Source organism: Pseudomonas sp. PARCl1, from assembly GCF_947311875.1.
Lineage (GTDB): Bacteria > Pseudomonadota > Gammaproteobacteria > Pseudomonadales > Pseudomonadaceae > Aquipseudomonas > Aquipseudomonas juntendi.
The window spans coordinates 26,536-39,642 of the sequence record NZ_CAMZMX010000048.1 but is presented as its reverse complement, the minus strand read 5'-3'; the positions used below and the strand labels follow the sequence as shown (position 1 = coordinate 39,642).

At 65.8% G+C, this 13,107-nt stretch carries 10 protein-coding genes; all 10 read right to left on the bottom strand.

Translation table 11 applies throughout. From position 1 onward, the window contains the following. Nucleotides 1-5,658: host specificity protein J (locus QME24_RS20875; RefSeq protein WP_281691027.1), on the bottom strand; the 5,658-nt coding region annotated here is incomplete at its 3' end. A gap of 64 nt (nucleotides 5,659-5,722) precedes the next feature. Continuing rightward, on the bottom strand, nucleotides 5,723-6,322 hold the full coding sequence (locus tag QME24_RS20870) for a tail assembly protein (RefSeq protein ID WP_281691026.1): 600 nt from the start codon (nucleotides 6,320-6,322) through the stop codon (nucleotides 5,723-5,725). Continuing rightward, complete coding sequence (locus tag QME24_RS20865; RefSeq protein ID WP_281691025.1) at nucleotides 6,303-7,028, bottom strand: C40 family peptidase; 726 nt, start codon at nucleotides 7,026-7,028, stop codon at nucleotides 6,303-6,305. Before QME24_RS20865 ends, QME24_RS20870 begins: the two co-directional genes overlap by 20 nt. A 2-nt stretch (nucleotides 7,029-7,030) precedes the next feature. Then, nucleotides 7,031-7,780 (bottom strand): phage minor tail protein L, encoded by a 750-nt coding sequence (locus QME24_RS20860; protein ID WP_281691024.1) that lies wholly within the window; start codon nucleotides 7,778-7,780, stop codon nucleotides 7,031-7,033. A gap of 8 nt (nucleotides 7,781-7,788) precedes the next feature. After that, complete coding sequence (locus QME24_RS20855; protein WP_281691023.1) at nucleotides 7,789-8,130, bottom strand: phage tail protein; 342 nt, start codon at nucleotides 8,128-8,130, stop codon at nucleotides 7,789-7,791. Between the two features lie 8 nt (nucleotides 8,131-8,138). Next, on the bottom strand, nucleotides 8,139-11,399 hold the full coding sequence (locus QME24_RS20850; RefSeq protein ID WP_281691022.1) for a tape measure protein: 3,261 nt from the start codon (nucleotides 11,397-11,399) through the stop codon (nucleotides 8,139-8,141). Between the two features lie 25 nt (nucleotides 11,400-11,424). After that, complete coding sequence (locus QME24_RS20845) at nucleotides 11,425-11,766, bottom strand: hypothetical protein (RefSeq protein WP_281691021.1); 342 nt, start codon at nucleotides 11,764-11,766, stop codon at nucleotides 11,425-11,427. 26 nt (nucleotides 11,767-11,792) lie between these two features. Then, nucleotides 11,793-12,284 (bottom strand): hypothetical protein, encoded by a 492-nt coding sequence (locus QME24_RS20840; RefSeq protein WP_281691020.1) that lies wholly within the window; start codon nucleotides 12,282-12,284, stop codon nucleotides 11,793-11,795. Then, on the bottom strand, nucleotides 12,281-12,748 hold the full coding sequence (locus tag QME24_RS20835) for a phage tail tube protein (protein WP_281691019.1): 468 nt from the start codon (nucleotides 12,746-12,748) through the stop codon (nucleotides 12,281-12,283). Before QME24_RS20835 ends, QME24_RS20840 begins: the two co-directional genes overlap by 4 nt. A 6-nt stretch (nucleotides 12,749-12,754) precedes the next feature. Continuing rightward, complete coding sequence (locus QME24_RS20830; protein ID WP_281691018.1) at nucleotides 12,755-13,105, bottom strand: DUF3168 domain-containing protein; 351 nt, start codon at nucleotides 13,103-13,105, stop codon at nucleotides 12,755-12,757. Nucleotides 13,106-13,107: the final 2 nt, after the last annotated feature.

Sequence of the window (13,107 nt, the reverse complement as noted above, 5' to 3'; positions counted from 1 at the left end):
CCAGGTGCTGCCGTTCCAGCGCTTCGGCGTGTTGGCATTGCCAGTGGTATCGATCCACAGGTTTTGCGCCAAGCGCTTGTCCGCTGCAGGTGCGGACGAACCGTAGATCACTTCACCCTTGGCGCCGGCCGCCGTCGCCGCCGCCTGAGCGGCCTGCTGTGCAGCAGTGACACCCTGATTGGTGGTAGTTAACCCTCCTTGCAGCGTAACGATGGATTGCCCATGGGTGACCAGGCCTTGCTCCGTCTGCTCTACCCGTCCGGACAGCAGGCTGGTGGCCGAGACGTTCGCGGCGATTTCACCCGCCGTAACCTGTCCATTGTCACGCCAACCCGTTGCCCGCGAACCGTACTCGCTTTGCGGTCGGGCCAACTCAAGAGAGCCGTTCACAGCCGCAGCCGTCTGGCTGTGAATACGGAAATAGACGTTGAAGCGAACAGCACCCTCAGGAGCCACGGATGTGAACGAGTGCCGGCTACCCTCCACCGTGATCGGTACAAAGCCGTTGGCCGGCGCTGAAATCACCCCGCCGGCTTCGTTGATCCACTGGTAGATGATGCGCAGGGCCAGCAAACCCGACTCCGCCATGCGGCGAACGTTTACCGACGTGGTGACGCTCTGTCCGCTCGCGACCTTGGGCCGCTGGGTCGACTGGGTGACCAGCGACAGGTACGGGCTCGCATTGGTGACACCGGTGACAGCGACCCGAAACGCCCTCTCCCCCGAGTTCAACCAGGACGAAACCATGCTTGGGTTTCTGGTTGCACTCCCCTCCAAAACCCATCCATCGGGCACGTTGGCATCGGTCGCGCTGGCACGATTGAACGTGGGGTTGTACAGCAGGTTTTCCCCGCCCACCTCGGCGATAGCGGCGTCAATCGCCGTCATCGCCTGACCTTGCGCGGTGATGTCCTGGCCATGCTGGGCGACCGTGTTGGACAGGTTCTGCACGGTCGACGCATCGGCTTTCTTGGCCACCTCGGTCAACGCCGATTGAGCCGCCGCAGCGGCGTCCGTCGCCACCTTGTCCGTTACTGTCACCCAGGTGCTGCCGTTCCAGCGCTTGGGCGTGTTGGCGTTGCCGGTGGTGTCGATCCACAGGTTTTGCGCCAAGCGCTTGTCCGCTGCAGGTGCGGACGATCCGTAGATAACCTCACCTTTGGCCCCTGCCGCTGTCGCAGCCGCCTGCGCCGCTTGCTGGGCGGTCGTTACGTTGCCATTGGTCGTGGTCAGTCCGTTCTGCAAGCTGACGATTGACTGCCCCTGACTGGTCAGCTTGCCATCGGCGTCACTGACGGCACTGCTCAGGCTGGATACCGCTTCGGCAGACGCCGCAATCGAACGGCGCCCTACCGCGATATAGGCAATGTCGATTTCGCCGGTGGTATCCGACGCACTCATCATGTCCAGGCGAATGGCCAGAATGTTCTTGCCGTTCCAGCCCGCGTGGCCAGACAGGTCAATCTCGATATCCTGCCAATCGGTGGTGCTGGTGTTGATCGTCCACGCCATCCGGCGCGCCTCGGCCAGCCCGCCGTCCTCGTTTGCCCAATACATCTGCGCGCCGGCACGGGTGGTATTGCGTCGGCGCAGCCGGATGCGCAGGTAAGGGTTCTCGGCACCGGCGATCGCCGGGGTGAAGTTGCACTGCAGGTTAGGGCAGTTGCCAGAAGTGGCGAACAGCGGGCCGGCGGTGAACGTCGAGCCGCTGAGGGTGCCGAACCAACCCCGCGTCGAACCGGTGAACTCCCATGCCTTGCCGGCCACGAACGACTGCGCGGCACTCAGGCCGTTCTTGAGCTGGGTGATATCGCTGCTGTAGCTGGTGAGCACGCCCTCGGCGTTACTGACACGGTTGGTCAGCAGGTTCACCGCCGATGCATCGGCTTTGGTCGCGGCCAGCGCATTGGCGGCGGCCGCTGCAGCGGCTGCATCGGTGGCCACCTTGTCGCTCACCGCTACCCAGGTGCTGCCGTTCCAGCGTTTCGGCGTATTGGCGTTGCCGGTGGTGTCGATCCACAGGTTTTGCGTCAGGCGCTTGTCAGCGGCCGGCGCGGTGCTGCCATAGATCACTTCCCCCTTGGCGCCGGCCGCCGTGGCGGCTGCCTGCGCGGCCTGCTGGGCGGCCGTCACATCCTGCTTGGTAGTCGTGAGGCTCGACTGCAGGCCGGTCATGGCCTGCCCCTGCGCGCTCACGGTGCCTTCCACATCGGTAACCCGGGTGGTCACGCTCTGCACCGCCTGGGCATCAGCTTTGGTCTGCGCGACAGCCAGGGCATTGGCTGCAGCTGCAGCGGCGTCGGTGGCCACCTTGTCCGTTACTGTCACCCAGGTGCTGCCATTCCAGCGCTTGGGCGTGTTGGCATTGCCGGTGGTGTCGATCCACAGGTTTTGCGTCAGGCGCTTTTCAGCGGCCGGCGCGGCTGACCCGTAGATCACTTCGCCCTTGGCGCCGGCCGCCGTAGCGGCGGCTTGCGCGGCCTGCTGGGCAGCCGTCACATTGCCATTGGTGGTGGTCAAACCAGACTGCAGGCCCTCGATCTTAGTGGCCTGCGCCGTACTTGTACCGTTGAGGGTGGAAACGTCCGTTTCGACCTTGCCTACCCGCGTGGCGGTACCGGCCGCCGTAACGATGGCCTGACCAACATCGGTCCAGTAGGTCGCATTCGGCGGCGGGTTGTTCATCGGCACCGCTTTCAGGGCTTGGTACAGCTTGCCATCGGCGCCCAATACGCCCTGATTGAGGGTATAGGCCTTGTCCTTGTTGTACGGCAGCGAGCCGGCCAACGCAGACACGGTATTGATCTGCTGCTGCAGCTCGGACCGGGCCGTATCGACTTCCTGATCAACTGCCGCAAGCTGCTGTTGCAGCTCGCTTCGGGCATCTGTCACCGACGACTTGACCGTCTCAATGGCGTTGTTGACCTCGCCAACCTGCTGATTCAGCTCGTTGCGTACTTCCCCAACACGCTCATTCACCGAGCCCGGGCCGTCCATGTCGATCTTGTCGATACGGGACAGCATTTCCTCGCCTAGCGCGCTATGGACGAATTCCTCAGTGATCAGCGGCAGGTAATCGGACGGGTCAGCACTCGACGTGCCCAGCACCCAATCAGTCCACGGCCCGGCATTACCCGAGGTGTCCACCAGGCGTGCCCGGAAGTGCTTCGACACGCCGGCAGCCAGGCCGGTCAGCTCATAACTGCGCTGCGGGTACGGGTACAGGCCCAGCAGCGCCGCCCTCTCATCGGTCGCGGCGGTGTTCTGCTCGATCTCGGTGTAACGGGTGTCGTCGGCGCCGTCGGGGAACGTCCAGGCCAAGGCCATGCCCCAGGGCAGCGGCGTCACGGTGAAGGTGGCCACCGTCGGCGGCGCCCCTTCCTTGCCGTTGAGTACGGTTTCCGGGCTGTACGCCGGCAGGCTGGACACCTCCAGCGCGTTCACCGCTCGCACTCGCACCATGTAGCGGCCGGCGTAGATGCCCGGCACCTCAAAGCCCAAGCCCGAGGTGCGCGGCGCAGCAATCCAGGCGCCCGAGTCCTTGCGCCATTCGGCCGTGTAGGCGATGGCCGCCGGCGCCGCCTGCCACTCGGCGCGCAGCGTGGTCACCGCCAAGCCTTGCTCGGTGCGCGTGTAGCTGCTCACCGCCACGCCGGTCGGCGCTTGCTGGGTGCGCGCCGGAATGACGCTGATCGGCTGCGGCTCCAGACGGCTGCCGCTGTCGACCTGATCGTACTTGCCCGGGTCGTTCATCACCCCGGTGATTTCGAAACCGTTGTCAGAGCGGCTGACCTTGGTCACGCGGTACTGCTGGATCACCAGGTCAGCGGATTCCAACCCCCACTGGGCCTGCGCCTTCGGCACTTCGGAGAAATCCGCCGTTACGGTAACGCTGCGCCCGGACACGGCACTGACCGTGCGCGCCTCAGCCTTGCCACTGGGCAAGTTGACGATCAGGCGGTCACCAGCCTTGACCTGTACCTCGCGGTCGACCTTGATCTGCCGGGCCGTGGCCGAGCTGATGCGCCCACCCAGCTGGCGGCCGGCCAGCAGGGCATCTGCCACGCCGATGATGCGACCGGGCTTGGGCAGGTAGCCATCCAGACCGGTACCAAACTTGATGCCACGGTCGACGCTGTTGGTCAGCAGCAGCCAGCGGCCGCGCCGGTCGGCTTCGCTCTGCCGGGTGCAGCCGATGGCGGTGATTTCGGTCTGGTTGAAGTTGTAGCGGCGAATCAGCGCCGGAATCGACACCGGTTGCGGCTGGCTTTCATAGGCGTTATCGGGGTTGTCCCAGCTCACCAGCGCCGAGGAATAGCGGGTACGCTCGGACTGGGCGTCATAGCTGAACTTGCCGTCGACCACGTTGGAGCGGCTGAACACGAATTCAACGTCCGACGGCTTGTCAGCCTGCACCACCATTTCGCTGCCGCTCCAGTAGGTGATCCCCCGGAAGATGGCGGCGATATCGCGCAGCACCGTCCACGCGTCGGCGCGCTTCTGGATGTAGACGTTGCAGGTAAAGCGTGGCTCCTGACCGCCCTTGCCGTCGCTGACCAGCTCGTCACAGTAACGGGCGATTTCGTACAGCTCCCAGCGGTCGACCTTCGACATGTCCAGGCGCCGGCCCATGCCAAAGCGCTTGTTCAGGATGATGTCGTACAGCACCCAGGCCGGGTTGTCGGTCCACGCCCATTTGAACGTGCCGTCCCAAATCCCCGAGTAGGTGCGGGCCACCGGGTCATAGTTGTTCGGCACCCGGATCACGCGCATGTCCGGCTCGCACGACACCTTGGGAATGCTCTGGAACTGGCTCGCATCGAACTCGATGTACAGCAGCGCGGTGTTGGGGTAGCGCAGCTTGGCGTCAATGACCTCGGTGATCGCCTCCACCCGCATGGTGTCGGAAATGCTGTTGGTCGTCTGGGTGTTCGGCGTCAGCCGGCGCACGCGTAGGCTCCAGCCGGTGGCCGACTTCGGCAGGTCGATACGGTGCGAGCGCTCGTATTTTGTGGTGGTCTTGTCGTTGAGGGTGGCGGCCAACACCTCTTTCCACAGGCCGCCATCGACCGACAGGTCAATCGCGTAGTCGATGCGGTAGCCGACCACATCGCCGTTGTCCTTGCGTTCCTGCAGGGCAGGCCAGGACAGGCGCACCCGCGCCGCCGACAACTCGGGGTTGGTCAGGTCCTTGACCCACGGGGTATCGCTGCGCAGCTCAACGCCTACGGACGTTTCGTTCTCCACCGCCGGCAGGCCGGCGATGTACTCCTGATGCTGGGTGCCGGGGCGGAACTCCCATTTCACCCCGGGGAAGTTTTCCGAGCCGTCGGCGCCGATCAGCGGGGTACCGTCGAGGCGGATGCGGCGGCCGTCCAGGTTGCCGGCATACTCTCCCTCACCGAGAGCAAACAGCATCTTGGCGCGGGCGACCGAGCGCACCGAGTCCGGCGCCTCCACCGGCGTGTGGACTTTCTCGGAGCCGCCCTTGCGCCCGGCAACGGGTGGCAGGTCGGTCGGGGTCGCCTTAACGGCCTTGGCCGGGCCTGCCTTGCGCGAACGGCGCGGCTTGCTGGCCACCGTAGGGGTTTCCGGTGAACTCGCCGCTACGGCGCCTTGGCGCTTGCGTGGGCGGGGTTTGCGTTCGGTATCGGCCATAACCTTTTCCTTCGGGCACAAAAAAACCGGCCTGAGCCGGTTTCGGGGGAGTCTGAGAACGGGGTTACATCTGGTCTTCGGCGTAGATACCGCCGGAAATGAGCGCTCCGCCGATGAGACGGCGCCCGTAGCCAAGCCCGACCGGGTTACCTTGGGCCACGGTCGTGACCGCGCCGCCAAAGGCATAGGACGGGGTGTTTTCGGCCTGTTCCTTGGCGTTGAGCCCTTCGGCCTGCGGGGCCAGCATCGACACCACACCACCCATCATCATGCCGGCGCCGGCGGCCATCACACCCATGCCCAGCCCACCGGGCACCATCAGGCCAACGCCGACCAGCACGGCGCCGAGCACCACCTGGAACAGTCCGCCTTTCTTGCTGCCGGCCATGACCGGGGCAATGCGGATATCCGCCGCGCCGGCGCCGAAGTCCAATTCGGCCTCGGGCATGTTGCGCCGGCCGACAAACACCGCGTAGGTCAGGCCACGCTCACGGCTGGTTTCCAGAAACTGCCGTAAGCCCGGCAGTTGGGCGCACAGGGCGCGCATGGCCTCACGCGGCGACGCCACTGCCAGGCGAAACTCCCGGCCGAAGCGCGCACCCAGCACGCCATACAGGCGCACCGTGCGCACCACGCGGGCCGATTCAGTGATTACCATGGCCATGGGTCATGTCCTTGTGTCGCAGGGTGAAGATGGTTCGCTCTTGCCAATAGCCGCCGTAGACGGCGCGCTCACTGAGCCGACCATACAGGTGGTGCAGCATCAGCCCGTCACCCAGGTAGATCGCGGCATGGTTGGGTTCGGCGGCCTGCACCTGCATGACGATCATGTCGCCGGGCTGCAGGGGGCCGGTTACCGGCTCAAAGCCGGCCGCCACGTAGTTCTTGGCGTAGAGGTTTTCGCCCCGGGTCCACCATTCGTCTGTGCGTTCGTAGTTGGGCAGCTCAATGCCGCGTTCCTGCAGGTGCCAGTCACGCACAATCGCATAGCAGTCCCACACCCCGTGCACGAATGGCCGGCCAATCAGCGGCGTGGGCACCCCGGTGGGCACGATGGTGTTGAGGTCGCCTTCCGGCCAACTGAGGATGTGCCAGGGCAGCCCGCTGACCTCGCAGGACGCCCGGTCGTGGTCGCTGGCCCGACTGGTTTCGTCCGGGTGCGAATGCACGATGCCGATGATGGTCCCGAGGTCCTCCGCCTGGGCGTAGTCCTGCGGGTCCAACTGGAACTGTTCCTTGGGGTCCAGGGCGAGGTTGGCACAGGGCACGTACACATGCCGGCGGCCGATCTGCACCACCAGGCCGCAGGCCTCGCGGGGATAATCCCGGGCCGCATGGGCACGGATGGATTTGAGGATATGTTTACGCATGCTCAGTTCCTCAGAAGGCCGGCAGCGGGGAAACCCCCGAAGGGCAGCGGGTTGTTGTCGCCAAAGCGGGCTTTGCAGTCGCTCAGGCAGCCCAGGCACACATCCTTGGCCGGATCGTCAGTCGGCTTGCCGTCGGCATCGGTTACCGGCGGGCCGGTGTAGCCGCAGTCAGCGCCGCGGTACTCGTTGCGCAGCGACCATTCGCACATGGTGTGGATGATCCGCGCCGGGATCTGAAGGCCGTTGGAGTCGGCCGGCGAAGTCAGCTCCCACACCACATGCTCGTCGTCTTCGCTGACCTTGGCGTCGATATCCCAGTACTGCAGCCGTTCCTCTTCGGGGTTGGCGTCCGGGTTGCCAGCGGGGAAGTTGCGCGCATCCAGGTAGTGGGCGAAGGTTTCGCGGATGGTCACCCGTGCCTGCACCAGGTCATCGAAGGCCAGGCACAGCGCCCTGATGGACCCGTCCAGGTTGCCGACGGTGAGGGTCGGCCGTGCGGCAGGGCCATCGGTCGACATGTCCAGCCCCGTTACGGTCACGGGCCACGGCTTGTACTCCACGCCCCGCCACCAGATGGACTTGGCCAGCAGCTCGGTGCCGGCGGTGAGCGCCGCCTGAACCTCTTGTGGGGTGTGCTTGACCAGCGTGCCGTGGAAGTACTCAACGTCACCGCCAAAGGCCGTACAGTCGATTTCAAACAGTTGGATCAGGTCGCCCGGGTTCAGGCCCTGAACGTCAGCGGAAAAGCCCATGTGGCCCCCTATGGATGGAATGTGGTGGTGAACGTCACGGTCAGCACGTAGAAGTCGCCGCCCTTAGGTTCCCAGCCAATGCCGGTGGTGTAGCGGAACAGGCCCAGCTCCCCGTCCGGCGGCGTCCAGGCAAAGGCCTTGCCGCCTCGGTGCCGGCGCAGGAAGTCACGAATCGGCTTCACGTACGCCAGGCGGCCGGCGAAGGTCAGCGGCCACGTTTCCGTGACCGCGTTGATGCCCTCGCCCACCACCTGGCTGTAGCCGTCGCCGTAGCTGTTTTCCCGCAGCCGCTGGTTTTCCTCGCCCACGGCGATGTTTCGGGCCTGCCAGGTGAATTGCTCAAGTGCCATGGGGTGTCCTATCGCTTGATCATCGCCCGGCGGATGGTGCCGCCGTCCGACAGGTCGCGGGCCAGCAGGCGGTAATGTAGCTTTTCGACGTATGCGCCCAGCTCGGCACCGAACTGCTCCAGCCCCGGCGGGGCCTGTGTCTGCGCACTGCCATCGGATTCGATGGTGATGTACACAATCGGCGCCGCCCCGCCGCCGCCGGCCGCAGCCTTGCCGGCCTCGGCCGTGGCCAAAAAGTTCTTGAGGTCACCGTTCGTGCGACGGTCAACCACCCGTTCGCCCTGATCCAGCAACCAGGTGCCTTCGCGGGGCACGTTGTCGATACCGTCGTGCGCCATACCGGTCAGCGCAGTGGCGGCAATCATGCCCACCGAGGCGTAGCCCAGTCCGCGAATCATCGCCGCCATGGGCGGCCCCGCAACGGGGCCGAGCGTCAAGGCCTGCACGGCCGCCACCTCGGTCGAGATGATCGCCTGCGCGATGCTCGCCGCCTTGTTGGCCAGGAACATCACCTTGTACGCGGCCGAACCTTTCTGCCCCAACTGCTCGAGCATGCCGAGCGCATCCCCGGTCATGCTGGAAAACATGCTCAGGGTGGCCATTTTGTAAGCGCTGCCCAACGTGCTCATGCGCTCGTTGTTGGTCTGGGTGATCGCCGCCACGTTGTCAGCGTGCTGCTGTTCGTTGATCAGCTTTTCATTCAGGAACGTCTTCTGCCGTTCCAGCTCGGCCTCCTGCCACTGCTCCAGCTCCTGCTGGGCTTTCGCCACTTTCATCAGCTCGCCCGCCGGCCCGCCCACGGCCCCATCCAGGCCGCCATACGTCGGCGCCTTGGTGATGGCGGCCTTGCTGAACTGGCCGGTGGCCTTGTCGTACTGCTCGGGGCTGACCCCGCCGGCCGCCTGGGCTTCCTTGAGCAGGCGCACCCGCTCACGCATCTGCGTCAGAAGCTTCTGCTCGGCCGACTCTGACTGCGCGATCAAGTCCCTGTAGGCCTTCTGCGCGTCCAGAGCATCCTTGGCCGTCGCGGCCCGTTCCAGCTCCTTTTTCTGCAGGTCGGTGAGGCCCTTGAGTTCGCCTTGCGTCGTGGCATAGCGCACCTTGGCCAGCTCGGTGGTAGCGCCGTGCACCGCCGCCTGCTCTTTCAAGGTGGCCAGTTGCCGCTTGAACGCATCGTCCAGCTGCTTGGCCCGGCGCGCGGCGGCCTCGCTGGCCTGCTTGCTGAGGCGTTCGCCCTCTTCGCGGGCCTTCTTCGCGGCCGCCTGTGCATCGGCCTCCCTGGCCGCCGCACGCGCCTGCTCGGCCAGCTTGCGGCCGGCCTCGGTGTCGTCCAGGCCATCGGCCTTGATGGCCCGGTTGACCTCGCCCAGCTCGCTGGGGTCTTTGAGCTTGGCCGCCTGCTCGGCGTAGTTGGCAATGCGCTTTTCCCACGCGCTGATGGTGGTCGCACTGGGCGGCTGGATGCTGTTGAGGCCTTGGCCAACCCCTTCGGCCGCCGTCTTGGCGCCGTCCATGACGCCGTTCAGCGTGGTGATCTGGTCGCCCAGCACACTCACCTGGCCAATCGTTTCCTGATACTGCCCGGCCAGCTGCTGCAGGGTGCTGCGCACTTCCTCGTTCGGCTGGATGCTGCTGGCCAGGTTCTGCGTGGCTTCGTCGACATCGATGCCGCCGGCAATGCTGCGGCGGAAGTTGGCCGACGCGGCTTGCCGCTGGTACTGGTTGGCCCCGAAACGCTGGCCACCCAGGTAATCGCCCGAAGGCCCCTGCGCGACCGCCTGCATTTCCTTGACGATTTCCGCCGCTTTGGCCTTGGCTGCCTCCTGCTCTTCGATCAGCTTGCTCAGGATCGGCCGGCGCTGGGCGTTGCCCAGTTCCTCCCATTCCTTGCGCAAGTCCGCAATCGGCCGCTTGAGGTCGACGGCGGCACTGTTGGCCGCCTCGGCGTTGGAGCTGAACAGCAGGAAGCCCGCCGCCGTGCCGGCGACCAAGGCCGCCAGGCCGACCGGCCCCCCCAGCAGCGACAGCAGCCCGGCGCCGGCCCGCGCGCCGAGGGACGCGGCCGCCGCGTTGGCGGTCTGCGCCGCCGTCAGCGCGGTGGTGGCCTCCAGCTCGGCCAGCTTGGCCGCTGTGAGCGCCCGAGAGGCGACCGCCGCTTCGGCGGTGCTGGTGGCGAACGCCACCCGGCGCTGCGCGGCGATCACATCCGCCTGAGCCACCCTCAGCGCCATGGCCGCCGAATCCATCTGCGCGGCGGTACGGCCAATCTCGGCCGAGGTTGCCGCCCGGGTGGCGATGACCTGCGCACGCAAAGCGGCAACCGCCTCCAGCGAACGCTTGGTCAGGTAGGTCACACCGGTGGCCGCAGCGCCTGCGGCCAGCAGGTCCAGGTTGTTACCGGCCAAGGTCAGGGCCGACGACAGCGCTTGCGTGCTGCCGGTGGCCCCGTCCATGCCGCCCACCCAGGCCTGCATGGCGTTTTTCAGCGTGGTGAAGCCCGAACTGACCGAGTTGGGCATCTGCTTGTATTCTTCGCGCAACACGCCCAGCTGGCTGATCAACGCCGGCACGACCTTATCAATGGTCAGCTTGCCATCGTCGGCCATGCCCTTGAGTTCACGCCGCTGAACGCCCATGCCGGCCGCCAGGGCGCGAATGATCCGGTCGCCGCTCTCGTTGACGGCGTTGAACTCTTCGCCACGCAGCACGCCCTGAGCGAGCGCCTGCGACATCTGCGTCACGACCGAGCTGGTTTCCTCGGCACTGGCCCCGGATACCTGCAGGCCGGTAGCTAGCACCTCGGTCAACTTCACCGCATCGCTTGAGGTGTAACCGAATTCCCGCAGCGAGGCGGCCGAGCGGGAGAACAGGTTGGCGTTGGAGCCAAACGCCGTGCCGGTTTTCTGCGAGATTTCGAAAATGGCTTTCTGGTTGTCGAGAAAGTCGGCCTGACTGGCCGAGGCCAGCTTGAGCCGCGCATTCACCGAGTTCCAGTCGTCGGCCATGGCGATGATGCTGCCGGCGGCCAGCGCGCCGGCCATGGTGCGAAAGTAGTCCCCAGCCGTGGCCGTCAGGCCCTGCAGGGCGCCGTTCTGCGCGTCAATCGCGGCCTGCTGGGAACGCCACCCGGCCGCTGCTTCGCGGTTGCCCTGGGCGATGGTGCGCAGGTAGCCCTGACCCATCCGGCTCGCCCGCGACATTTCGCGCTGATAGGCGCTCGTCTCGGCCGATACGCTGACCACCAGGGACCGTAAGGTTTGCCCTGCCATGTGCAGCCCTCAAAAAAAAGCCCGCTCAAGGCGGGCTGTCGTTACTGTCACGCGGGCTGTCTGGCTCGTTGCTGCGATCAATAGCAGCACGGCCTTTCAGGTAGGCGAAGAAGGTGTCGGCGGCCGACTCTTCCGGCTCGTCGTCTTCCTGCTCCGGTCGCTGGCTCCACGGCGGCAACATGTCCACGGCGCTCACTTTCATCCCCGCCGCCTGCAGCGGCGCAGCCGCCATCATCGCGGCCAGCACATCGCCACGGGCGTCACTCAGGGGGGATTGCATGTCGAAGGCGCGCCAGAGGAAATATTCCTCGGCCGGCATGTCGTCCAGCTCGCTCAGGGTGCGCCCCAAGCGCAGGGCGAGCGCCATCTTGAACGCCAGGCCAGGCTCCGCCGTCAGGCGTTTCCCGCGTCGGCTACCGGGTCGCTGGGCTCCTCTTCGGTGCCGACCTTGACGCCGCTCAGGGCGAAAATGCGGGCGACCAGTGCGTCATGCACATGGGTGAAGTTCTGCGCGACCTCGGCAATGTCCTGGGCACGCTGGGCGCTGCCGGCCGGGGCGAACACCGGTACACGCTTGGCATCGCGCAGGGTGGTCACCAGCAGGTAGGCATACAGCGCCCGGGCGCCGTAGGGCTTCCACGGCTCGTCCAGCGGATCGGCCGGCGGCAGCTCGGCGCCCTCTTCCAGCGGTACTGGCGAAAGCGCCTGGGTCATGCGGCTGTACTCCGACCACTCACTGAGGGTCAGGCCGCGCAGATAGACCGACTGGCCCCACTCGGCCACCGGGACCAGCTCGCTGCGCAGGTTGCGCTCCAGGCTGACGGCCGAGGCACGCACGGCATCAGCCAGGCTGTTGCGGCGAAACAGCTTGTTCAGCCAGTTCATGCACCACCCCCGGCCGGCGCCGCGTCCCATTTCACTTTGCCGGACACGCGCACCGAGAACGTGGCCGCCAGGGTGCCGCCGGCGGCGGCCTTGTAGGTGTACTGCTTGACGAAGCCGATGAAACGGCCGGTGCTGCCATCACGGTGCTGGATGCGCCAGGCGCGGTTTTTCTTGTCGTCTTCGGCCTTCATCATCTCTTCGTGGGACTCGGCACCCTGTGCCCAGTTACCCGCGAACGAGACGGTCGCGCCGTCAGACAAACCGCCTTCGTACTCTTTGGCGTCACTGGCAAAGGTGGTGGTTTCGTTTTCGTCGGCCTGACCGCCTTGCAGGTCGATGTCCTTGATGGTCGCTCCGAGTTCGACGTACTCCAAGCCGGATGCCGTCGGATCGGTGGCCTCCACCTTGGTCATGCCCAGTTTCAGCTCCAGCGCTGTTTGGCTTTTCGATTTTTTACCAGCCATGTGGCGTTACTCCAGGGGTGTAAGGGTGAATTCCCAGCCGATCCCATACAGGCCGGCGTCGTGGTCGTCAGGGACGCGCTGGGCGCCGGCACAGCCGAAGCCCTCGGCGCCACTGCGGGTGGCCTCTTCCAGCAGCGCCTGGGCGGTCTGCAGGGCCTCTACGTGGTCGTCCGACCAGCACGTCACCTGCACGTTGGCATCGCCGCCGCCATCAGGGCCGGACAGGGTGAAGCTCTGGGGCTGGCTGACGACGGTGTAAACCAGGTAAGGCTTGGCGGCGCCTTCCGGGGCAACGCCCGGGTACAGGCGACCGTCCACCAGCGGCGCAAGCCGGGTGTTGAGGTGAATTTCGATCATGA